A 19,568-nucleotide genomic window follows, 5' to 3' on the forward strand; every position below is an offset into this window, starting at 1 on the left:
TGATTGATTAATTTTTGTAGCACAAAAATACCCCGAAATGCCCGTGATAGAGCGCTTTTAGCAGGCTTGCGCATTTTGCTTTTAGCGGTAGACTCACCACTGTATACATAGACAGTGGTGTTCTGGTGGCAGCATATTTTTGGCTCAAGAAGGAGGCCCTGACGACCTCGATGAGCGACCTAGATGGTCTCTCAGAGGCGCAGGCGCATGCCTTCCTGGCAGGAATGCGCTGGCAGTCAACAGATCATCAGGTGTGCCCCGACTGCGGCGCTCACGACAAGCATTACTTCCGCAGTTCACGCCTGCAATGGAGCTGTAAGCACTGCTTCAAGACGTTCTCCGTGACCAGCGGAACCGCCTTCCATGGTCACAAGCTCAAATACCATGTGCTGCTCAAGGCTCTGTTTTACTTCGCCATCAATCAGAAGGGGCTTTCTGCGCTGGCGCTCCGGCGCTACCTAGGGGTGCAGTACCGCACGGCCTACCTGCTGATGCACAAGATCCGCGAAGCCATCATGCTGAACACCGAGGTAAAGCCTCTATCAGGGCATGTAGAAATCGATGGCGGTCACTTTTCAGGCAAAAAGCGAAAGCCGAGAAAGGCGGCGGAAAAAGAGCTGCCGAAACTGGCTAAGAAGTACCAGCATCGGGATAAAGTCGGCCCTGCGGAAAATCCCTTCCATGAAAACCGCCGCATAATCATCGTCTTTCGGGAGTGCGATACCCGCCCCCTCGATAAAGGCGGTCGCCCAGGTGCTATCCGCACGCTCACTGCTATCTGCAACGCCGAGGATAGCCAAGTTGTCCCGCTCGTTGAGAAGCATGTGAAAAAAGGCAGCAAGGTCTACACAGACGAACTGCCAGCGTACCGGAAACTCCAGTACATCGGCTTCAGCCACGAAACTGTCAATCACTCACGGGAATTCTCCACCGATGACGGTGTGAACCAGAACCAGGCCGAGAGCTATTTCTCCCGGTTGCGTCGGGCGTTCATTGGCGTTTTCCATCGGATCACACCGCGCTACATGCTGGACTACAGCTGTGAGATGAGTTGGCGTGAGGACATGCGTCGGACGGACTTGCTAGGTCAGGTTACCGACCTCTTTTACAAGGTGGCCAACACCCCGCACTCCAAGGATTGGCGAAACTATGTCCGGGGCAACAAACGTGAAGGCGAACTCAGGACTATTCCTGGTTTTGACCAATCCAGCGCCATGTAGCTGGCTGCCCCCTAGCTCCAGAGTCATGCCGGATTACCACGCCATAGGTGCTGATCGTCCTGATGTCGCGCCCGATCTTATCAAGCGCATCCCGCGTTGACTCGGGCAGGTTTATCCGTGAATCGTTTAACTCTCGAAGCACGTCCAGAATCGTGGCAGTTGTGATCGGGCCACCAGCTTCCTTCAGTATTTTGACCAAAGTGCCACGGAACGCCCCATGCGTGCTGCCTGACTTTCTTGGTGTGGCTCGAATACCTCGCACCTCGTCCGGGTCAATCTCAAAGGCTTCGATCAAGGCGTTCAGTTGCTGGATGCCTTGCTCCACATCACCTTTTTCACGCCGCACTGCTTCCAAAGCTTGAAGAAGCTCATCCTCGCGCTTTTCCAGCGAGGCGAGCTCACCTTTGCGGTATGAAATGGATTTTGCTAAAGCGGCAAGCTTGGGGTGATGGTTGGCCATCTAGGGAGGAGAGCACATGACGACCAGGCTGTCATGTGCTTGTGGTGCATAATAGCGGAGGCCATGAAAAAGCCGGGCGTTGCGCGGCTTTCCTGGTGCGATCGCGCTTAGTCGCGACGGCCTTCGACCGGCTTGCCGTCGACCGTGCCGTCCTCGAGCATGATCTGGTATTCCTTGCCGTCCTTCTCCACCTGATGCAGGCGCACCAGAAGGTAGCTCCAGTCCTTGGCGAACCAGAGGATGGTCTTGCGCTTGCTCTGGGTCGGGTCGCGCACGCGCTCGACCTTGATCGCATCGATCAAGCCGGCGCGGGTGCGCACGGTTTCCTCGCCGAGCACGCGGAAGTCGTAGGTCTCGATTTCGTCGCCATCGACCACCTGGTAGCTCATGCTCTTCTTGCCGGCGGCGACATCCTGCTGCAGTACCAGCTGGTAGGTCGACTTGTCCTGCAGGCCGCGGTTGAGGGCGAAGCGCACCGGTTCGCCGCGGTCGCTGCCCAGGACCTGCTTGCTGCTCCAGTCGAAGTCCTGTTCGACCACCTTGCCCTTGCCCAGCCCGCTGCGTTCGAAGCGGTAGGTCTGCGGCAGGAAGGCGCCGTTGTCTACGCGGAAGGTGCTGGTCTCGCTGAGGCTGGCCACCAGCATGGAGGCCTCGAAGCTGAGCTGCCAGCGGCCGTCGTCCAGCGCCTGCAGGCCGCGCTCGGCCGAGCCGCTGACCGGCACCTGCTTCCAGTCGGCGGTATAGCTGGCGGAGAACGGCTTAAGCTCGACGGCGAAGGCCGGCAGGCAGAGTAGGGCGAGGGCGAACGTTAAGGCGCGACGCATGGTGTCTCCTAGGTTCGGAATAGGTGGCCGGTGCTCGGAAGCGGTTGGCCGTCGAGCATTGCCCCGTGCTCACCAAGGTGCAAGCGCCCCTCGGCGAACCAGCGCACGGCCAGCGGGTAGATCAGGTGTTCCTGCTCGTGGACCCGTTGCGCCAGGCTGGCTGCAGAATCGTCCGCCTGGACCGGGATCACAGCCTGTACGACCAGCGGCCCGCCATCGAGTTCCTCGGTGACGAAGTGCACGCTGCAGCCGTGCTCGCGGTCGCCGGCCTCCAGCGCCCGCTGGTGGGTGTGCAGGCCCTTGTACTTGGGCAGCAGCGAGGGGTGGATGTTCAGCAGGCGTCCGGCGTAGTGGCGGACGAAGCCAGGGGTAAGGATGCGCATGAAACCGGCCAGCACCACCAGTTGCGGGGCGAAGGCGTCGATGGCTTCGATCAGTGCCGCATCGAAGGCATCGCGACCGTCGAAGGCCTTGTGGTCGAGCACCCGGGTGGCGATGCCGGCGGCTTGCGCCCGCTCCAGGCCGTAGGCATCTGCGCGGTTGGAAATCACCGCGCAGATGCGCGCCGGCTGCTCGCCGGCGCGGGTGCTGTCGATCAGCGCCTGCAGATTGCTGCCGGAGCCGGAGATCAGCACCACTACATTGCAGGCGGACGGCATCAGTGCTGCTTCAGGTTGTTCAGCACGACCCGCTCGGCACCCTCGGCGGCCGCGGCGATCTGGCCGATCACCCAGGGCTGCTCGCCGGCCTGGCGCAGGCAGGCGAGGGCGCCGTCGACCTGATCCTGGGCGACGCAGATGACCATGCCGACACCACAGTTGAGCACGCGGTGCATTTCATGCTCGTCGACGTTGCCTTGTTCCTGCAGCCAGTCGAATACCGCCGGGCGCTGCCAGCTGGCCACGTCGAGCACCGCCTGGGCGCCTTCCGGCAGCACCCGCGGGATGTTGTCGAGCAGGCCGCCACCGGTGATGTGGGCCATGGCCTTGACCGCGCCGGTGTCCTTGATCAGCTGCAGCAGCGGCTTGACGTAGATGCGCGTCGGCGCCATCAGCAGTTCGGTCAGCGGCTGGCCATCGAGCTGGATGGCTTCGATGTCGGCACCGGAGACTTCGATGATCTTGCGAATCAGCGAGTAGCCGTTGGAGTGCGGGCCAGAGGAGGGCAGGGCGATCAGGGCGTCGCCGGTCTGCACGCGGGAGCCGTCGATGATCTCGGCCTTCTCCACCACGCCGACGCAGAAGCCGGCCAGGTCGTAGTCCTCGCCTTCGTACATGCCCGGCATTTCCGCGGTCTCGCCGCCGACCAGGGAGCAGCCGGCCAGTTCGCAGCCGGCGCCGATGCCGGTGACCACGGTGGCGGCGACGTCGACGTTGAGCTTGCCGGTGGCGTAGTAGTCGAGGAAGAACAGCGGCTCGGCGCCACACACCACCAGGTCGTTGACGCACATGGCCACCAGGTCCTGGCCGATGCTGTCGTGCTTGTTCAGGTTCAGCGCCAGGCGCAGCTTGGTGCCGACGCCGTCGGTACCGGACACCAGTACCGGCTGCTTGTAGCCGGCCGGGATCTCGCAGAGCGCGCCGAAGCCGCCCAGCCCACCCATGACTTCCGGACGTGCGGTGCGCTTGGCCACGCCTTTGATGCGCTCGACCAGGGCTTCGCCCGCGTCGATGTCTACACCTGCGTCCTTGTAGCTGATGGAGGGTTGCTTGCTCATAGATCCAGGCCTTTGAAGGGGGAAATCGGATGTGCGCCGGCGCTGCAATGGCCGGCCTGCGAAGGCGCGCGATTTTATCAGGCTTGCCGGGCAGCGGCCAGCCGCCGCGGTTGCCGGGGCGCGGGCGGCTGTTTAAGGTAGGAGGCTCCGCGCGCCGCCCGCCAGGCCATAGCGCGCCGCCTTCCGCCCGTCGAGAGCCCATTCCATGCCCCTGATCGCTCGCCTGCTTGTCCTGTGTCTGTCGCTGTTTAGCCTGCCGGGGCTTGCGGCGACCTTGAGCGACCTCTACCAGGTGCGCGAGCCGGTCGCCAGCCAGCAGCCGGAGGCGCGCGATGCGGCCCTGGGGCGCGCCCTGGAGACCCTGGTGCTGCGCCTGACCGGCAGCCGCGCCGCCGCGCAGAGCGAGGTTTTGGCCGACCTGCGCAAGGATCCGCAACAGATCGTCGCGCAGTACGGTTACGAGGGTGGCGACCTGTTGGTGGACTTCGACCCGCTCAGCACCGATCGTCAGTTGCGCCAGGCCGGCTTGTCCCTGTGGGGCAGCAACCGGCCGGCGATCATGGCCTGGTGGCTGAATGAGGGTGTCGGCGGTTCCAGCCTCGTGGGCGATGGCCAGGACAGCGCCGCCGCCCTGCGCCGGGCGGCTCAGCACCGCGGGCTGCCATTGCGCCTGCCGCTGGCGGATCTCGACGAGCAACTGCTGGCGACGCCTGAAAGCCTGGCCGCCAACGACCCGCAGACCTTGCGTTCGGCGTCCGAGCGCTACTCGGCCGATGCGCTGCTGGCGGTGTCGGCCCGTGAAGTCGACGGCCAGTGGCAGGCGCAGTGGCGCCTGTGGCTGGGCGAGGGGCGGGAGCAAGGCAAGGCCCAGGGCGGCGACCCGCTTGCCCTGGCCGATGCGGTGTTCCTGGCCGTCAGCGAACGCTTGGCGCCGCGTTTCGTGGTGGCGCCCGGCGCCGCCACCAGCCTGCTCCTGGAGGTCGAGGGCGTCGATGTGGCGCGGTTCGCCGAGCTGCAGCGCCTGCTCGAGCCACTCGGCGCGCAGCTCAGCCAGGTACAGGGCGACCGCGTGACCTACCGGGTCAATGCCAGTCCCGCGCAGCTGCGCGCGCAGTTGGCCTTGTTGCGCCTGCAGGAAGTGCCGGCGCAGGCCGCGCCTATCGACGCCAGCCAGTCGCCGGCGGAGCAAGCGGCGCCGCAGCTGTTGCCACGTACCGAAATCCTGCGCTTTCGCTGGTAGACTGGCGCCCCGTAACGCGCGACCCCGCACCAGTGCCGCCTGTTCGGCAACGGCGGGGCGGCGGACGGCTGCAGAGTGGGGCCATGGGCACTCTTCGGCTGCGGCCATGTCCCAGGCAGTGCATTTCGCCAACTGAGGGCTGAGGATGATCGATTCACGTCGCTGGCTATGGATAGCCGGGCTGTTGCTGCTCGGCTGGTTGCTGTACCTGTTGCACCCCATTCTCACGCCCTTCCTGATGGGGGTTCTGCTCGCCTACCTGGGCGATCCCCTGGTGGATCGGCTGGAGCGCTGGAAGCTGTCGCGCACCTGGGGGGTGATCCTGGTGTTCGTGTTGTTCGGCCTGATCCTGGCACTGATGCTGCTGGTGCTGGTGCCGATGCTGGGCAAGCAGCTGATGCGCCTGTATGAGCTGACCCCGCAGATGCTCGACTGGGCCCAGCACGATGCGCTGCCCTGGGTGCAGGCGCAACTGGGCTTGAGCGACGGTTTCTGGCGCTTCGACCAGCTCAAGGCCGCGCTGTCCGGGCACCTGGGCAAGACCACCGATATCCTCGGCCTGCTGCTCTCGCGTGCCACCGCCTCGGGCCTGGCGCTGGTGGCCTGGCTGGCCAATCTGCTGTTGATCCCGGTGGTGACCTTCTACCTGTTGCGCGACTGGGACCTGATGATCGCCAAGCTCCGTGGCATGCTGCCGCGCAACCGCGAGGGCGTGGTGGTGACCCTGTTCGCCGAATGCCATGAGGTGCTCGGCGCCTTCCTGCGCGGGCAATTGCTGGTGATGCTGGCGCTGGGGCTGGTGTATGCCGCCGGTCTGATGGCGCTGGGCCTGGAGCTGGGCCTGCTGATCGGCCTGCTGGCGGGGCTGGCCAGCATCGTGCCCTACCTAGGCGTGGTGGTTGGCGTCGTCGCGGCGCTGACCGCCGGGCTGTTCCAGTTCGGCGGCGAGCTCTATCCGCTGCTGGCCATCGCCGCGGTGTTTGCGGTCGGCCAGCTGCTCGAAGGCATGCTGCTGACCCCCTGGCTGGTCGGCGACCGCATCGGCCTGCATCCGGTGGCGGTGATCTTCGCGATCATGGCCGGCGGCCAGCTGTTTGGCTTCAGCGGCGTGCTGCTGGCCCTGCCGATCGCCGCGGTGATCATGGTTTTGCTGCGCCATGCCCATGATTTCTATAAACTTTCCGCTCTTTACGGAGAGTCCCCCCGCGGCTCCGACGAACCGCAGAGTCCTGCATGACGCCCATTCAATTGCCGTTAGGCGTTCGCTTACGCGATGACGCCACCTTTGCCAACTACTATCCGGGGGCCAATGCCGCCGCGCTCGGCTATGTCGAGCGCCTGTGCGAGGCCGAGGCCGGCTGGACGGAAAGCCTGATCTACCTGTGGGGCGCCGACGGCGTAGGCTGCAGCCACCTGCTGCAGGCGGCCTGCCTGCGTTTCGAGCAGCGCGGCGAGCCGGCGGTGTATCTGCCGCTGGCGGAGGTGGTGGAGTACGGGCCGGATCTGCTGGACAATCTCGAGCAGTGCGAGCTGGTGTGCCTCGACGAGCTGGATGCCGTGGCCGGACGAAGCGACTGGGAGGAGGCGTTGTTCCACCTGTTCAATCGCCTGCGCGACAGCGGCCGGCGCTTGTTGCTGGCGGCCGACAAGTCGCCACGGGAGCTGGCCATCAGGCTTCCCGACCTGCAGTCGCGGCTGACCCTGGCGCTGGTCTTCCAGTTGCACGAGTTGTCCGACGAAGACAAGTTGCGCGCCCTGCAGCTGCGCGCCTCGCGCCGTGGCCTGAACATGAGCGATGAGGTCGGCCGGTTCATCCTCACCCGCGGCGAGCGCAGCATGAGCGCCCTGTTCGAACTGCTCGAGCGCCTCGACCAGGCCTCGCTGCAGGCCCAGCGCAAGCTGACCATCCCCTTTCTCAAGGAAACCCTGGGCTGGTAGGTCCTCGGGGCACCTGACTCGCCTGGCGGGAGTCAGGTGCGAGGGGGGGGGCTGGCCGTCGCTCAGCTCTCCCCGGCCAGCCTGCGGTTGTACTGGAAGCACCAGCGGGTATAGAGCAGTGCGGCGCAGAACAGGCTGAAACTGAGCAGGGTCTCCAGCCAGCCGAACAGCGCTTTGGATGGATCGAAGGCCGCCAGCACGCCCTGGATGAAGTACAGGTTGACCACGAAGCAGGTCCAGGCGTGGGCGCGGGCATTGCCGAGCAGCATGCCGGGGGCCAGCAGCAGCAGTGGCAGCAGCTGGAACGCCAGGATCACCCAGAGCAGCTTGTCCGGCAGGTCAGCGAACGCCAGGTTCCACACCAGTAGCAGAATGGCCAGGGCCAGGAAGCTGAACAGGCTGATGGCGCGGCTAATCGCCAGGCGCGGCTTCAGCCATTCGAGGGCCGGCAACGGCTTGGGGGTCCTAGCCACGGGCACTCTCCAGTTTCATTGCGGTCTGTGCCAGGCGCTGGCCGAGCGTGCGGCACAGGCTGATCTCGTGTTCGTCGAGGGCGCGCTTGCCGTCGGCGCCGGCATGGTGGCTCGGCCCGTAGGGCGTGCCGCCGCCACGGGTTTCCAGCAGGGCCGATTCGCTGTAGGGCAGTCCGGTGATCAGCATGCCGTGGTGCAGCAGCGGCAGCATCATCGACAGCAGGGTGGTTTCCTGGCCGCCGTGCAGGCTGGCGGTGGAGGTGAACACTCCGGCCGGCTTGCCCACCAGGCCGCCGCTGAGCCACAGGCTGCTGGTGCCGTCGAGGAAGTACTTCAGCGGCGCGGCCATGTTGCCGAAGCGCGTCGGGCTGCCCAGGGCCAGGCCGGCGCAGTGCTTGAGGTCGTCGAGGCTGACATACAGTGGGCCGTCCTCGGGAATGTCCGGCGAGACCGCTTCGCACTCAGTGGACACGGCCGGTACCGTGCGCACACGGGCTTCCAGGCCGCCCATCTCGACGCCGCGGGCAATCTGCCGGGCCATCTGCGCGGTGGCGCCGTGGCGGCTGTAGTAGAGCACCAGGATGTAGGCGCCGCTCATGACAGCAGCTCCAGGACCTTTTCCGGTGGGCGGCCGATCACCGCCTTGTCACCGGCGATCAGGATCGGACGCTCGATCAGCTTCGGGTGGCTGACCATGGCCTCGATCAGCTGCGCTTCGCTCAGGCCTGGCTCGGCCAGGTTGAGGGTGCGGTATTCCTCTTCACCGCTGCGCAGCAATTGCCGGGCGCCGATGCCGAGCTTGCCGAGCAGCTCCTGCAGTTGCGCGGCGCTGGGCGGATTTTCCAGATAGCGCACGATGCTCGGCGTCAGCCCGCGCTCCTCGAGCAGTTGCAGGGCGCCGCGGGATTTCGAGCAGCGAGGATTGTGATACAGGGTCAGGTCGGTCATGGGCGGGTCGCATCTTGGATCGAGTGGCGGCTATTCTAACCGCGTCGGGGCTTGAGTCTGAACTGCTCGGCGTTTCGACGGCCGGATCGGACCAATAGGCCATTCGCTAAGGAGAGGGCATGGGGCAGCGTTTCACTGATTGGCTGGAGTTCTGGCGTTTTCTGCTGCAGCGCTTCCATGCCGATCGCGGCGCCAACAATGCCGCGGCCTTGACCTACACCACGCTGTTCGCCGTGGTGCCGCTGATGACCGTAACCTTCTCCATGCTCTCTGCGGTGCCGGCCTTCCAGGGCAGCGGTGAGCAGATTCAGAACTTCATCTTTCGCAACTTCGTGCCCTCGGCCGGCGAGACCGTGCAGGGTTATCTGCGCGACTTCACCGCTCAGGCCCGGCAACTGACTTGGATCGGCGTGGTGGTGCTGGCGGTCACGGCGTTCTGGATGCTGGTGACCATCGAGAAAGCCTTCAATACCATCTGGCGGGTGCGCCAGGCCCGGCGCGGGGTGTCGAGCTTTCTGTTGTACTGGGCGATCCTCAGCCTGGGGCCGATTCTCCTGGGTGCCGGTTTTGCGATCAGCACCTACATCGCGTCGCTGTCGCTGATTTCCGGTCCCGACGCGCTGCTCGGCGCCGAGACCCTGCTGGGCGTCATGCCGCTGACCTTCAGTGTGGCGGCCTTCACCCTGCTCTACGCCTCGGTCCCGAACGCGCGCGTGCCACTGCGCCACGCGTTCCTCGGCGGGCTGTTCACCGCTGTGCTGTTCGAGGTGGCCAAGGCGCTGTTTGGTCTCTACGTGCGCTTGTTTCCGGGCTATCAGCTGGTCTATGGCGCCTTCGCCACGGTGCCGCTGTTCCTTCTGTGGATCTACCTTTCCTGGTTGATCGTGCTGTTCGGCGCCGAGCTGGTCTGCAACCTGGGGGCGACCCACCAGTGGCGGCGCCGCGCCGTGCCACGGCTGTTGGTGGCCCTGGGCATCCTGCGGGTGTTCCATGAACGTCAGCAGTCCGGGTTGAAGGTGCGTCATCGGGATATGCCCGGCCAGGGCTGGCCGCTGCCGGAGCATGAATGGGATGAGGTGCTGGCGTTTCTCGAGCGCCAACATCTGGTCGTACCCACAGGTGCGGGTGGCTGGGTGCTGAGCCGCGACCTGGCCCACTACAGCCTGCAGCAGTTGCTGTCCCATTGCCCCTGGCCGCTTCCGCGACTCGGCCAGCTGCCGGAGCAACTCGACGAGCCCTGGTATCCGGCGCTGCGCAGCGCTTTGGAGCGATTGCACGAAGAACAGGCGACGCTGTTTGGCGAGAGCTTGGCGGACTGGTTGCATCCGCGAAACTGACGAAAAGCGTCAGTTTGCGGCGCAACCCTGATTGCGGGGCACAGTGGTGGAAGGTATAGCGCGTGGGGATGCGGGCCCGAGGTGCTGGCACGTTTCTGGCTTGAGCCTGAAGGGGGCAGGGACCGTTCAGGGGGAAGGCCGGTTATGACGACGAGCAAGGGTGAGGTGATCCACCTGCATGAGCGCGATCAGCAGGCGGCACTGCAGCGGCTGAACCGAATTACCGGGCTGAGCTTTGTGCGCTGGCCGGAGTCGCTGGTGCGGGCGGTGGAGGTTGAAACGCCGCCGGCGCCGCGAGAGCAAGCCGGCTCCGTGGTGAGGCTCGACGCGCAGTCCAGCTAGGTCAGGCTGCCTGCAAGCGGACGGCTGTTGGTGCTGACGGCTGTCTCGACGGCCTGGACGAACAGCTCTTCGACGACCAGGCTCTGCGCCGGCACCGCGGAACGCAGCCGTACCTGCATGTCTTCGATCTTCTGCTTGACCGGCAAACGGGCGATCCCGGACAGGAGGATCTTGCTGTGCGCGCTGACTTTGCCGTGGTCCACCGCCACCTCGCGACGCTTGTCGCCGTCGCGGTAGTTGATCAGCAGCGACACGGGCAGGCTGGCGAGGCCCGGAAGCTGCAGCCAGGCGGCGACGTTGTACTCGGCCACGCGCCCCTCGTAGGCGGTGACCTGCGGGCGGGCTACTTCGACGATGCGCGCGGGCACGGGGCCGATCAACTTGTCGTGGGCTTGGGTCATGGTCGCTGTCGTCCGGCTGATGGCGGTTGAGTCAAGTACGAGCCGGGAAATTATAGGCAGGACATGGCCAGCGAATCTGTGTACTCGGCCCCCGTGCGGCGTGATCCTTCTCGCAGTTTCTTTCTCTAGGCCAATTGCAGCGGATAGCGGGCGATCGAGCAGGTGGCGAGGTTGGCGGTCGGCAGTGGCAGGATCGCCTGATTGTGCATGCCGGGTAGCTGCAGCCAGAGATGCTCGCCTTCGGCAAATTGGCCGTTGGGCAGCCAAAGGCCATGATGCCAGCCATTGCCCGGCGCCGGCGTGCTCTGCAGGACGCCGGGATGGGTCTGCGCGCTGGGTGCGCGGCGCAACCAGGCCGGGCGCGGCAGGCCCTTGAGGTAGCGCAAGCCCAGGTGCAGGCCCTCTTCGTTGAGATGGCGCCAGCGCACCAGGGCCAGGATCGGAGTGCCGCTGCCGGTAAGCAGGAGCGCCAGTTGGCCGACGGCCAGTTGTGTGGCCTGATCCGGGTTGCACAGCAGGCGCGCTCCGCCGGGGCTGTTATCGAGCATCCGCGCCGGGGTGCGCGGGGGCAGTTGCTCCAGGAGCTGGGCATGAATGGCCGGCAGGCCGATCACCAACTCGCAGGGTGCGGCCTGCTCGGTGCGCGGGTGCCGTCGCTGCTGGCGGCCCAGCCAATGGTGCTGTACCTGGTCGAGCAGGCGGCGCTCCTCGGCGCCTTGCAGGGGGGCGGGCTCGTGCAGGGCAATCAGCAGGGCGCCGAGTTCGAGATGACGCAAGTTGGCCTGGTCGCCCTCTGGTTTCTGGCTGTAGCTCAGGCAGGGCTGCGATTCGGTCAGATCGACGACCGGACCCTCGGCGTCGCCTTCTACGTCCCATGGCAGCAACCGTGCGAGTTCGGCCAGCGGCGCGAGGGCGCCGAAGAGGCGCGGGCATTCACCTTCGACGAGATGGAAGGGATTGCTCAGGGCCAGTAGCAGCATCTGCTGATAGAGCCCGCGCAGGGTATTGGCCGGCCTTGGGCTGAACGTGGCCGCCACCTGTTCGTCCAGGCACTGCTGGTGTTCGCCGATCCAGTACAGCAGGTGGCTGTCGCGCCACAGGCTGGGTGGTGGTTCCTGGTAGCGCTGGTAGTGACGTAGCAGGCTCTGCGCCAGGAAGTGCAGGGCCATATACAGGCACCAGGCCAGGTGCGGGCGGGACGGCTGGCGGCCCTGCAGTATCTGCAGCAGCAGGCGCTTGAAGCCGATCGCCAGTTCGCCGCACAGGCGCACGAACAGCGCCGGCGGCGCCGCGTTGCCCTGGTAGGCCGTGGCGTAGTGCCGGTACTGGTCGCTGAAGCTTTGCAGCGCCCGCTGCCTTTCGAGTAAGGTCATGCCACTGCGGTTGATTCGAAACAGCAGGCTCAGGACCTGCTGCAGCGCGGTGTCTTGAAGCTGCAGGCGGGCCTGAGTCAACTGCTCGTTTAGATCGGCCAGCGAGACGGCGTCTTCTTCGAGGATGTCCGGTACTTCCAGGCGCAAGGCATCGAGCGTCATATCAACCCTGGGTGGACGAGGATCGAATGCATGGGAACGCGACTCCAGGCTGTTGTGCGTGCGGTTATGGGGCTCTGCGCCGGCCTGATCCTGGCCGGCTGCTCCGATGACGCGGGCGTCGATCAGCATGGTCGAAAGGTAGCGGTTGAGCAGCTCGAAGGCCAGTGGTTAGTAATTAATTACTGGGCGGAGTGGTGCGCGCCGTGCCGCAGCGAGATTCCCGAGCTGAATGCCCTGGCCAGGCAATTGCAGGAACTGCCGGTGCGAGTGGTGGGGGTGAACTTCGATGGATTGCAGGGAGAAGAACTCAGCAAGGCCGCGCAGGCCATGGGGATCGAGTTCATCGTGCTGGAGCAGGACCCGGCAACGCGCTACCAGTTGCCGCGCAACGAGGTGCTGCCGGTCACCTATATAGTCGATGACCGTGGACAGCTGCGTGAGCGCTTGTTGGGCGAGCAAACGGCAATCGGGCTGACGGCCCGCCTGAGTGAATTGCGCAGCGGAGGGTAGTCAGTGGCACGGATATGTTTGCACGGGTACGTCAGTGGCCTGGTACAGGGCGTGTACTTCCGCCAGAGCACCGTCGAGCAGGCCGAGCAGCTGCAACTGAGTGGCTGGGTGCGCAACCTCGATGACGGGCGGGTCGAGGTATTGGCCGAGGGCGAGGAGGCGGCGGTGCACACCCTGGCTGCCTGGTTGGAGCGCGGTCCGAGCGGGGCCCAGGTGAGCGCCGTGGAGCTGCAGGGGCAGCCCCTGCAAGGCATCGCAGGGTTTGTCCTGCGCCGCTAGACGGCTGCCGTCGCCAATCTAGTCGGCGCGTGCGGGCTAGGGCTTGACGAACCAGAAGTCATGCCAGAAGCCGATCACCCTGGCCGGGTAGCGCTGCTGGCCGAGGCTGCCGTTGTAGCGCGCCAGGGCACGGGTCAGGTTGCCGTTCTCCTTGCGCAGATAGAAGCTGAGGATGGTACAGCCGTAGCGCAGGTTGGTGGCGATGTCGGTGAGGTTGTCCTGCGGTCGACCGAGTTCGGCCTTCCAGAACGGCATCACCTGCATCATGCCCTGGGCGCCGGCCGGCGAAATGGCGAAGCGGTCGAAGTGGCTTTCGGCATGGATCAACGCCAGCACCAGGTCCGGCCGCAGCCCAGCCTTACTGGCCTCTCGATGCACCAGGCGGAGCAGGTTAAGACGCTGTTGCGGTGCGGGCACATAGCGCGTCAGGCGGGTGGACATGTCCAGCAGCCAGACTTCGGCGTCGAAGCGATCCTGAAAACTGTCGGCTTCGGCCACCGTGCGCTGCAGCACGTCGCGCAGTTCGGGCTCCGGGGCCTGGCGCAGGGTGGCATGGCTGGCTGTGCACAGGCACAGCAGCAGCGTCACCAGGGCCAGGCGCAGAGGCATGGCGAAGTCAGTCGGCGCCGGGATCGGCGACCAGGCGACCGGCGTCCCGGGTCAGGGCCTGGAGAAAGCTTTCCTGTAGCTCGGGATCGTTACGCGTCAGTTCGATCAGGCTCTGTTCCAGCTCGCTGGCTTCCTCCTCCAGGCCCAGTTCGGACAGGCGCTTGACCCGGTGCACCCACTGTTCGACATCGTCGTCTTCCAGGTCGTCGTAGATCAGCCCGTGGGCCTCCTGCAGCTTGCTGCGCAGGGTGCGGCTGACCAGCAGGGTGGCTTCCGCGCGTGCGGAGCCCTGGGGATCTTCGACCTGCAGGAGCAGGGTGCCGATGCGGTTGACGTCCTGTTCGGCGAAGGGGCTGTCGAGCAGGTTGAGGCGCAGCACGCCGTTGCGGTCGGTAAGCAGCTCATGGGTCTGCTCGCCGGCCTTGACCAGCACCGGGCGTTCGGCCCAAGGCAGGCTGGAGTACTCCATGCGGGCGTCCTGGCGCTGTTCCTCGAGGCTGGCGAGGTTCTGCTGTGAGCGGCCATTGGACTCTGCGTTCATGGCCGGATTGAGGCCGGCAAAGCCGTAGCTGATCCAGTCCTTGGTGGCGCTGTCGGGCAGGCGCCCGAGCATCACAACATTGAGTGCATTGGCGCCGATACCGGCAACCAGGGCCAGCGCGCCGAGCGGTACCTCGTAGAGCTCGCGCCAAGCCTGGTACGGCGTGTAGCGGTCATAGCGGCGGGTGACCTCGAATGCGGTGACCTCGAAGGTCTTCTGTTCCTGTATGCGCACGCGGCGTTGCGGCAACTCCAGCACGCCGGACTCGCCGGCATCGATCTGCAGGCTGTGGGCCAGCAACTTGCGTTCGATACGCTCTTCATGCTCGCTGCGCTGCGGCAACTGGTTGGCGCAGCCACTGATGAAGACAGCGCCGCAGACTGCGGCGCCGACGAGGCGGAGGGAGCTTCGCTTGAACATGATGGCTCTTGATAAAGGCTGAAATCAGCGGCTGATGCGTGCCTGGATAAACGGCAGGATATCGGCGACGGGCACTGCTTGTGCGTCGGTTTCCCGCCGGCTCTTGTACTCGAGGTTGCCGTCGGCCAGGCCGCGATCGCTGACCACGATGCGATGCGGGATGCCGATCAGCTCCATGTCGGCAAACTTGATGCCCGGGCTGGTCTTCTTGTCACGGTCGTCGAGCAGTACTTCGTAGCCGGCGGCGGTGAGTTCGGCGTACAGCTTGTCGGTGGCTTCACGTACCGCTTCGGTTTCGTAGCGCAGCGGCACCAGGGCAATGTGGAAGGGCGCCAGGGCGTCGTTCCAGAGAATGCCGCGCTCGTCGTTGTTCTGCTCGATGGCGGCCGCTACCACGCGCGAGACGCCGATACCGTAGCAGCCCATGGTCAGGGTGACCGGCTTGCCGCTCTCGCCCAGTACCTGGCAGTTCAAGGCTTCGCTGTACTTGGTGCCGAGCTGGAAGATGTGCCCGACTTCGATGCCGCGCTTGATCACCAGGGTGCCCTGGCCGTCTGGGCTCGGGTCGCCGGCCACCACGTTGCGCAGGTCGGCCACCGCAGGCAGCGGCAGGTCGCGCTCCCAGTTGACCCCGAAGTAGTGCTTGTCGTCGATATTGGCGCCGATGGCGAAGTCGCTCATCAGGGCGACGGAACGATCGACGATGCACGGCAGCGGCAGGTTCAGCGGGCCGAGGGAGCCGGCGCCGGCGCCGATGGCGGCGCGCAGCTCGGCTTCGGTCGCCATCGTCAGCGGGCTGGCGACCTGCTCCAGGTTGGCGGCCTTGATCTCGTTCAGCTCATGGTCACCGCGGATGATCAGGGCGATCAGGGTGCCAGGCTCGGCGCCATGCACCACCAGGGTCTTGATGGTCTTCTCGATCGGCAGGTCGTAGCCTTCCACCAGGTCGTTGATGGTCTTGGTGTTGGGGGTGTCGACCAGGCGCAGCTCTTCGCTGGCGGCGCCGCGCTCGGTCTCCCGCGGCACGGCTTCGGCCTTCTCGATGTTGGCGGCGTAGTCGGAGCTGTCGCTGAAGGCGATATCGTCCTCGCCGGAGTCGGCCAGGACATGGAACTCATGGGAGCCGGTGCCGCCGATCGAGCCGGTGTCCGCCTGCACCGGGCGGAAGTTCAGGCCCAGGCGGGTGAACACGTTGCAGTAGGCCTGGTGCATGCGGTCGTAGGTTTCCTGCAGCGAAGCCTGATCGACATGGAAGGAGTAGGCGTCCTTCATGATGAACTCGCGGCCACGCATCAGGCCGAAGCGCGGGCGAATCTCGTCGCGGAACTTGGTCTGGATCTGATACAGGTTGATCGGCAGCTGCTTGTAGCTGTTCAGCTCATTGCGCGCCAGGTCGGTGATCACTTCCTCGTGGGTCGGGCCGGCGCAGAAGTCGCGGCCGTGACGGTCCTGCATGCGCAACAACTCGGGGCCGTACTGCTCCCAGCGTCCGGACTCCTGCCACAGCTCGGCCGGCTGAATGCCGGGCATCAGCACCTCGAGGGCGCCGGCGGCGTTCATTTCCTCGCGCACGACCTTTTCCACCTTGCGCAGCACGCGCAGGCCCATCGGCAGCCAGGTATACAGACCCGAAGCGAGTTTGCGGATCATCCCGGCGCGCAGCATCAGCTGGTGACTGATCACCACGGCATCGGAGGGGGTTTCTTTCAGGGTCGAGAGCAGGAACTGACTGGTACGCATGATTGGCCGTTTTGTCGGTTGCAAGGGCGTTTGATAGGCCGGCATTGTACGGTGCCTGTACGGTGGCGTACAGGTTGCAGAGGAGTCGCTCGATATGGAGGAGCTATGTCGAAACTGACGGCGCAGGAGGTCCAGGCGCTGATACGGGCCGGATTGCCGATGGCCGAGGACATCGACCTGTGCATCGACCGGCTGGATGAAGTCGGCGTGCTGGCGCGGGTGCCGTTTCACAGCAAGCTGGTGCGTCCGGGCGGCACGATCTCGGGCCCGACCATCATGGCGCTGGGCGATGCGGCCATGTACGCGGTGGTGCTGGGTCGTCTGGGGCGGGTGGAGATGGCGGTGACCTCGAACCTGAACATCAACTTTCTGGTCAAGCCCCGGCCGGTGGACCTGTTGGCCGAAGCACGGATCCTGCGCCTGAGCCGGCGCCAGGCCGTGTGCGAGGTATCGCTCTATTCGGCAGGTAATGAAGATGAGTTGGTCGCCCACGTTACCGGGACCTACGCCTTGCCGATGACATAGATTTTGGGGTGGTTGGGTCGCGATAAGTGTTGTAGAAAAGAAAAAGCCCGGCAGAGCCGGGCTTTTTCGTATTGCTATCGAACTAACGCTGGCTTACAGCACGTTCAGCGGGTATTCGACGATGACGCGGAAGTCATTGCGATCGCTGGCGTAATTGGCGTTGTGAGAGCTGTTGGCGCGATAGATCGCACTACGCACGCGGACCATCAGATCCTTGGCGGCGCCTTCCTGAACAGTGTAGCGACCTTCGAGGTCCCACTCGTGCTCTTTGCCTTCCTCGACACCTACGCCATGGTCAACGTTGTCGCCGGTGACGTAGCGGGTCATGAACTTCAGGCCAGGAACGCCATAGGAGGCCATGTCCAGGTCGTAGCGAACCTGCCAGGAGCGCTCGTCGGCCTGATCGAAGTCGGAAACTTGAACCGAGTTGGACAGCCAGATGGTGCCGTTACCGTCGATGCCGTAGACATAGCCGGTATCACCGCTGGAACGCTGGTGAGCCAAAGTGATGGTGTGTGCGCCAATGTTGTAGGCTGCGGCCAGGGACCAGATCTTGTTGTCGATCTCGTTCGGGTTGCTGCCGGTATCGTTGGTCTTGTAGCCGTTGAAGTCGAAGTTCAGGGACTGGGACTCGGCCAGGGGCAGGTTGTAGTTCAGGTTGATGTATTTCTTGGTGAACTGGTCTGCGACATCGGAGGCGTGGATGGCGCCGCTGAAGTTGTCGGTAAAGCTGTAGCTTGCGCCAACAATGTTGGCGGATTCCAGGCCGAAGGTGTCGCGGTCTGTGCTGACCTGGCTGCTCAGGGCGGTGAAACGACCGGCAGTCAGTTGCAGGCCTTCGATCTCGTCGCTGGTCAGCAGGGTGCCGGTGGCGACTTCCGGCAGGATGCGGCTGTCGTCGGTGGAGAATACCGGGCTGGCGACCATCTGATTGCCGTGCTTCAGGACGGTGTCAGAGATGCGGAACTTGATGGCGCCGCCTACTTCGGTCTGGGTGTCTTCTGCTCGGCCTTCACCGTTCCTGTCGAACTGGCCAAGACCTACGCGGCCCCTGCCGGTGTCCAGCTTGATGCTGGACAGGGAGTGAGCGTCGACGCCTACGCCAACGGTGCCCTGGGTGAAGCCGGATTCGGCCAGCAGTCGGATGCCTAGGCCGAACTCTTCGCGGTAGCCCGGCTTGCCGGCAGCCTGGGTTTCATTTTTGAAATCGCGGTTGTGGTACAGCGCGCGGTTGAAGATGTTGAACTTGGCGTCTTCAACGAAGCCTTTGGATTCGGACTGGCTCGAGGCGAAGGCCAGTTGGGTGGTGCCCGCGGCTACTGCCAGGGCGATTACGCTCCACTTCATCACTTGCATCGTGATTGCTCCTTTGGTTTAGAAGAGTTGCGCTGCCCACTAAGTTGTTGTATGGGCGGCTCTTTCTTTTTGTGTCGGCGCTAACTTATAGCACGCAGCCAAAGTTGGCGATAGTTGCAATCTATTCCTTTCGCGTTCATCGAGGTGCTGTCGCAAATGCCTATGATGAATGTCGCAAATCTGTAGATTGTTCCCGGCGGCCTCTAGCGTAGACAAAATTCAGCGTTTCGGTTGCGAGCAACCAAGCCGTGCCGGGCGCACTCAGGCGGTCCGGGCACGGGCGAAGCATAAAGCAAAACCCGTGCTCAAACTGTATACGACTCGTCATACGTGAACTTCCAACTTCCCAAGTGGCTGTCATGACGCCTGGAAGATCGGCGCCAGGTGCAGTGTTGGGGGGGTGGAGTACTAGATAGGGCAGATGACTAGGCGGAGCGTCCGCTGTTTGCTTCGTTGCGGGCCGGTGCGGACGTGCCTTCTGATCGTTCCGGCGGTGGGGGTAGCGGTAACGCAGGCGCAGTATGTATTACGGGAGGAAACATTATGGTGCGCGCTCAGTGTGACTGTGTGGTCAGTGGCTTGCGGTGGTGCGATGCTGCGGGCTGGGTTGGCGGATGTGAAGCCGCAGCTTTTCCCACGTATCCTGTGCGCGTGCACGCTTGGTGCGCCCGTTTGGGGTTTCTGGCGCTAAGCTGTTCCTATTAACTGGTCGAGCGGAGAGGCTTGAATGTTTGCCTTGGATTCACGTCTGCAGCAGGACACCCTGGTAATCGGAGATTTCCCCCTGTGCAGGTTGCTGCTGATGAACGATGCGCACTACCCGTGGTTCATTCTGGTGCCGCGTCGTGAGGAGGTCAGCGAATTGTTTCAGCTCGATGCCGGCGATCAGCGGGCGCTCTGGCAGGAGGCCACCTTGTTGGCCGAAACGCTCAAGGACACCTTCGCTGCCGACAAGATGAATATCGCGACCCTGGGCAACGTGGTCAGTCAGCTGCATATGCATGTCATAGTGCGGCGACGTGGCGACGCGGCCTGGCCAGCGCCGGTATGGGGCAGAAACCCGGCTCTACCATATGGGGATGATCAGGTGGCGGCGATCAAGGCTAAGTTACGCTTGGTGCTGACCGACAACTTCCGCTTTGAGGAGTGACCG

The 19,568-nt window shown here is 64.3% G+C and carries 23 protein-coding genes; 10 read left to right on the forward strand and 13 right to left on the reverse strand.

All coding sequences use genetic code 11. From position 1 onward, the window contains the following. The first annotated feature begins 170 nt into the window (after window positions 1–170). On the forward strand, window positions 171–1,220 hold the full coding sequence (locus tag ACSX1D_RS05825) for an IS1595 family transposase (RefSeq protein ID WP_439861372.1): 1,050 nt from the start codon (window positions 171–173) through the stop codon (window positions 1,218–1,220). Here ACSX1D_RS05825 and ACSX1D_RS05830 read toward each other — a convergent pair. The 4 genes from ACSX1D_RS05830 to purM form a co-directional block, all read right to left on the reverse strand. Next, a complete protein-coding gene (locus tag ACSX1D_RS05830; RefSeq protein ID WP_439861373.1) occupies window positions 1,186–1,680 on the reverse strand; it encodes a hypothetical protein in 495 nt (164 codons plus the stop codon). The two genes, ACSX1D_RS05825 and ACSX1D_RS05830, sit on opposite strands and share 35 nt — an antisense overlap. A 107-nt stretch (window positions 1,681–1,787) precedes the next feature. Beyond that, window positions 1,788–2,504 carry a DUF3108 domain-containing protein gene (locus ACSX1D_RS05835; protein WP_439861374.1) on the reverse strand — a complete coding sequence of 239 codons (717 nt, stop codon included), beginning with the start codon at window positions 2,502–2,504 and terminating at the stop codon, window positions 1,788–1,790. A gap of 8 nt (window positions 2,505–2,512) precedes the next feature. Further along, window positions 2,513–3,163 (reverse strand): phosphoribosylglycinamide formyltransferase, encoded by a 651-nt coding sequence (purN, locus tag ACSX1D_RS05840; protein WP_439861375.1) that lies wholly within the window; start codon window positions 3,161–3,163, stop codon window positions 2,513–2,515. Next, window positions 3,163–4,221, reverse strand: a complete 1,059-nt coding sequence (purM, locus tag ACSX1D_RS05845) for a phosphoribosylformylglycinamidine cyclo-ligase (RefSeq protein ID WP_208708901.1) — start codon at window positions 4,219–4,221, stop codon at window positions 3,163–3,165. The genes purN and purM overlap by 1 nt, the downstream gene beginning before the upstream one ends. A 205-nt stretch (window positions 4,222–4,426) precedes the next feature. Here purM and ACSX1D_RS05850 point away from each other — a divergent pair, with 205 nt between their 5' ends. The 3 genes from ACSX1D_RS05850 (at window position 4,427) to hda (ending at window position 7,399) form a co-directional block, all read left to right on the forward strand. Beyond that, window positions 4,427–5,461, forward strand: a complete 1,035-nt coding sequence (locus ACSX1D_RS05850) for a DUF2066 domain-containing protein (protein WP_439861376.1) — start codon at window positions 4,427–4,429, stop codon at window positions 5,459–5,461. A gap of 145 nt (window positions 5,462–5,606) precedes the next feature. After that, window positions 5,607–6,698, forward strand: a complete 1,092-nt coding sequence (locus ACSX1D_RS05855; protein ID WP_439861377.1) for an AI-2E family transporter — start codon at window positions 5,607–5,609, stop codon at window positions 6,696–6,698. Then, complete coding sequence (gene hda, locus ACSX1D_RS05860) at window positions 6,695–7,399, forward strand: DnaA regulatory inactivator Hda (RefSeq protein ID WP_439861378.1); 705 nt, start codon at window positions 6,695–6,697, stop codon at window positions 7,397–7,399. Before ACSX1D_RS05855 ends, hda begins: the two co-directional genes overlap by 4 nt. A 62-nt stretch (window positions 7,400–7,461) precedes the next feature. On the opposite strand, the gene ACSX1D_RS05865 is transcribed toward hda, so the two are convergent. Genes ACSX1D_RS05865 through arsC form a run of 3 tightly spaced genes read right to left on the reverse strand, consistent with a single transcriptional unit; the run spans window position 7,462 to window position 8,820 of the window. Further along, a complete protein-coding gene (locus ACSX1D_RS05865; protein WP_439861379.1) occupies window positions 7,462–7,872 on the reverse strand; it encodes a DUF2069 domain-containing protein in 411 nt (136 codons plus the stop codon). Beyond that, on the reverse strand, window positions 7,865–8,470 hold the full coding sequence (gene wrbA / locus ACSX1D_RS05870) for an NAD(P)H:quinone oxidoreductase (RefSeq protein WP_439861380.1): 606 nt from the start codon (window positions 8,468–8,470) through the stop codon (window positions 7,865–7,867). Before wrbA ends, ACSX1D_RS05865 begins: the two co-directional genes overlap by 8 nt. Next, window positions 8,467–8,820, reverse strand: a complete 354-nt coding sequence (gene arsC / locus ACSX1D_RS05875) for an arsenate reductase (glutaredoxin) (protein ID WP_439861381.1) — start codon at window positions 8,818–8,820, stop codon at window positions 8,467–8,469. The genes wrbA and arsC overlap by 4 nt, the downstream gene beginning before the upstream one ends. A 119-nt stretch (window positions 8,821–8,939) precedes the next feature. Here arsC and ACSX1D_RS05880 point away from each other — a divergent pair, with 119 nt between their 5' ends. Beyond that, window positions 8,940–10,157, forward strand: a complete 1,218-nt coding sequence (locus ACSX1D_RS05880; RefSeq protein WP_439861382.1) for a virulence factor BrkB family protein — start codon at window positions 8,940–8,942, stop codon at window positions 10,155–10,157. 144 nt (window positions 10,158–10,301) lie between these two features. After that, complete coding sequence (locus ACSX1D_RS05885) at window positions 10,302–10,499, forward strand: hypothetical protein (protein ID WP_439861383.1); 198 nt, start codon at window positions 10,302–10,304, stop codon at window positions 10,497–10,499. Here ACSX1D_RS05885 and ACSX1D_RS05890 read toward each other — a convergent pair. Further along, window positions 10,496–10,900, reverse strand: a complete 405-nt coding sequence (locus tag ACSX1D_RS05890) for a hypothetical protein (protein ID WP_439861384.1) — start codon at window positions 10,898–10,900, stop codon at window positions 10,496–10,498. The two genes, ACSX1D_RS05885 and ACSX1D_RS05890, sit on opposite strands and share 4 nt — an antisense overlap. 125 nt (window positions 10,901–11,025) lie before the next feature. Further along, a complete protein-coding gene (locus ACSX1D_RS05895) occupies window positions 11,026–12,435 on the reverse strand; it encodes a PilZ domain-containing protein (protein WP_439861385.1) in 1,410 nt (469 codons plus the stop codon). A gap of 30 nt (window positions 12,436–12,465) precedes the next feature. Here ACSX1D_RS05895 and ACSX1D_RS05900 point away from each other — a divergent pair, with 30 nt between their 5' ends. Then, window positions 12,466–12,945 carry a TlpA disulfide reductase family protein gene (locus ACSX1D_RS05900; protein WP_439861386.1) on the forward strand — a complete coding sequence of 160 codons (480 nt, stop codon included), beginning with the start codon at window positions 12,466–12,468 and terminating at the stop codon, window positions 12,943–12,945. Between the two features lie 3 nt (window positions 12,946–12,948). Next, complete coding sequence (locus ACSX1D_RS05905; protein WP_439861387.1) at window positions 12,949–13,224, forward strand: acylphosphatase; 276 nt, start codon at window positions 12,949–12,951, stop codon at window positions 13,222–13,224. Between the two features lie 36 nt (window positions 13,225–13,260). Here the strand turns inward: ACSX1D_RS05905 and ACSX1D_RS05910 are convergent, their stop codons facing one another. Genes ACSX1D_RS05910 through ACSX1D_RS05920 form a run of 3 tightly spaced genes read right to left on the reverse strand, consistent with a single transcriptional unit; the run spans window position 13,261 to window position 16,534 of the window. Next, window positions 13,261–13,833, reverse strand: a complete 573-nt coding sequence (locus tag ACSX1D_RS05910) for a lytic transglycosylase domain-containing protein (protein ID WP_439861388.1) — start codon at window positions 13,831–13,833, stop codon at window positions 13,261–13,263. Window positions 13,834–13,840: 7 nt separating this feature from the next. Continuing rightward, a complete protein-coding gene (locus ACSX1D_RS05915) occupies window positions 13,841–14,794 on the reverse strand; it encodes a hypothetical protein (protein WP_439861389.1) in 954 nt (317 codons plus the stop codon). A gap of 24 nt (window positions 14,795–14,818) precedes the next feature. After that, window positions 14,819–16,534: a proline--tRNA ligase gene (locus tag ACSX1D_RS05920; protein WP_439861390.1), complete on the reverse strand. Its 1,716-nt coding sequence runs from the start codon at window positions 16,532–16,534 to the stop codon at window positions 14,819–14,821. 114 nt (window positions 16,535–16,648) lie between these two features. Between ACSX1D_RS05920 and ACSX1D_RS05925 the strand changes: the two genes are divergently transcribed. Next, window positions 16,649–17,059, forward strand: coding sequence for a PaaI family thioesterase (locus ACSX1D_RS05925; RefSeq protein ID WP_439862271.1), 411 nt, complete (start codon window positions 16,649–16,651; stop codon window positions 17,057–17,059). Window positions 17,060–17,152: 93 nt separating this feature from the next. Here ACSX1D_RS05925 and ACSX1D_RS05930 read toward each other — a convergent pair whose 3' ends face one another. Further along, the gene (locus ACSX1D_RS05930) at window positions 17,153–18,415 is read right to left on the reverse strand and encodes an OprD family porin (protein WP_439861391.1); all 1,263 of its coding nucleotides are present in this window, start codon (window positions 18,413–18,415) and stop codon (window positions 17,153–17,155) included. A gap of 727 nt (window positions 18,416–19,142) precedes the next feature. Between ACSX1D_RS05930 and ACSX1D_RS05935 the strand changes: the two genes are divergently transcribed. Then, complete coding sequence (locus tag ACSX1D_RS05935) at window positions 19,143–19,565, forward strand: HIT family protein (RefSeq protein WP_439861392.1); 423 nt, start codon at window positions 19,143–19,145, stop codon at window positions 19,563–19,565. Window positions 19,566–19,568 lie beyond the last annotated feature (3 nt).

The organism is Pseudomonas sp. MBLB4136 (assembly GCF_051904765.1).
Classification (GTDB): domain Bacteria; phylum Pseudomonadota; class Gammaproteobacteria; order Pseudomonadales; family Pseudomonadaceae; genus Aquipseudomonas.

Coding starts and splice junctions, on each gene's coding strand:
- purM (WP_208708901.1), bottom strand. CDS start 4,221: ATGAGCAAGCAACCCTCCATCAGCTACAAGGACGCAGGTGTAGACATC.
- ACSX1D_RS05835 (WP_439861374.1), bottom strand. CDS start 2,504: ATGCGTCGCGCCTTAACGTTCGCCCTCGCCCTACTCTGCCTGCCGGCC.
- ACSX1D_RS05900 (WP_439861386.1), top strand. CDS start 12,466: ATGGGAACGCGACTCCAGGCTGTTGTGCGTGCGGTTATGGGGCTCTGC.
- ACSX1D_RS05935 (WP_439861392.1), top strand. CDS start 19,143: ATGTTTGCCTTGGATTCACGTCTGCAGCAGGACACCCTGGTAATCGGA.
- arsC (WP_439861381.1), bottom strand. CDS start 8,820: ATGACCGACCTGACCCTGTATCACAATCCTCGCTGCTCGAAATCCCGC.
- ACSX1D_RS05885 (WP_439861383.1), top strand. CDS start 10,302: ATGACGACGAGCAAGGGTGAGGTGATCCACCTGCATGAGCGCGATCAG.
- hda (WP_439861378.1), top strand. CDS start 6,695: ATGACGCCCATTCAATTGCCGTTAGGCGTTCGCTTACGCGATGACGCC.
- ACSX1D_RS05830 (WP_439861373.1), bottom strand. CDS start 1,680: ATGGCCAACCATCACCCCAAGCTTGCCGCTTTAGCAAAATCCATTTCA.
- ACSX1D_RS05825 (WP_439861372.1), top strand. CDS start 171: ATGAGCGACCTAGATGGTCTCTCAGAGGCGCAGGCGCATGCCTTCCTG.
- ACSX1D_RS05930 (WP_439861391.1), bottom strand. CDS start 18,415: ATGCAAGTGATGAAGTGGAGCGTAATCGCCCTGGCAGTAGCCGCGGGC.
- ACSX1D_RS05920 (WP_439861390.1), bottom strand. CDS start 16,534: ATGCGTACCAGTCAGTTCCTGCTCTCGACCCTGAAAGAAACCCCCTCC.
- purN (WP_439861375.1), bottom strand. CDS start 3,163: ATGCCGTCCGCCTGCAATGTAGTGGTGCTGATCTCCGGCTCCGGCAGC.
- ACSX1D_RS05880 (WP_439861382.1), top strand. CDS start 8,940: ATGGGGCAGCGTTTCACTGATTGGCTGGAGTTCTGGCGTTTTCTGCTG.
- ACSX1D_RS05890 (WP_439861384.1), bottom strand. CDS start 10,900: ATGACCCAAGCCCACGACAAGTTGATCGGCCCCGTGCCCGCGCGCATC.
- ACSX1D_RS05910 (WP_439861388.1), bottom strand. CDS start 13,833: ATGCCTCTGCGCCTGGCCCTGGTGACGCTGCTGCTGTGCCTGTGCACA.
- ACSX1D_RS05895 (WP_439861385.1), bottom strand. CDS start 12,435: ATGACGCTCGATGCCTTGCGCCTGGAAGTACCGGACATCCTCGAAGAA.
- wrbA (WP_439861380.1), bottom strand. CDS start 8,470: ATGAGCGGCGCCTACATCCTGGTGCTCTACTACAGCCGCCACGGCGCC.
- ACSX1D_RS05850 (WP_439861376.1), top strand. CDS start 4,427: ATGCCCCTGATCGCTCGCCTGCTTGTCCTGTGTCTGTCGCTGTTTAGC.
- ACSX1D_RS05855 (WP_439861377.1), top strand. CDS start 5,607: ATGATCGATTCACGTCGCTGGCTATGGATAGCCGGGCTGTTGCTGCTC.
- ACSX1D_RS05915 (WP_439861389.1), bottom strand. CDS start 14,794: ATGTTCAAGCGAAGCTCCCTCCGCCTCGTCGGCGCCGCAGTCTGCGGC.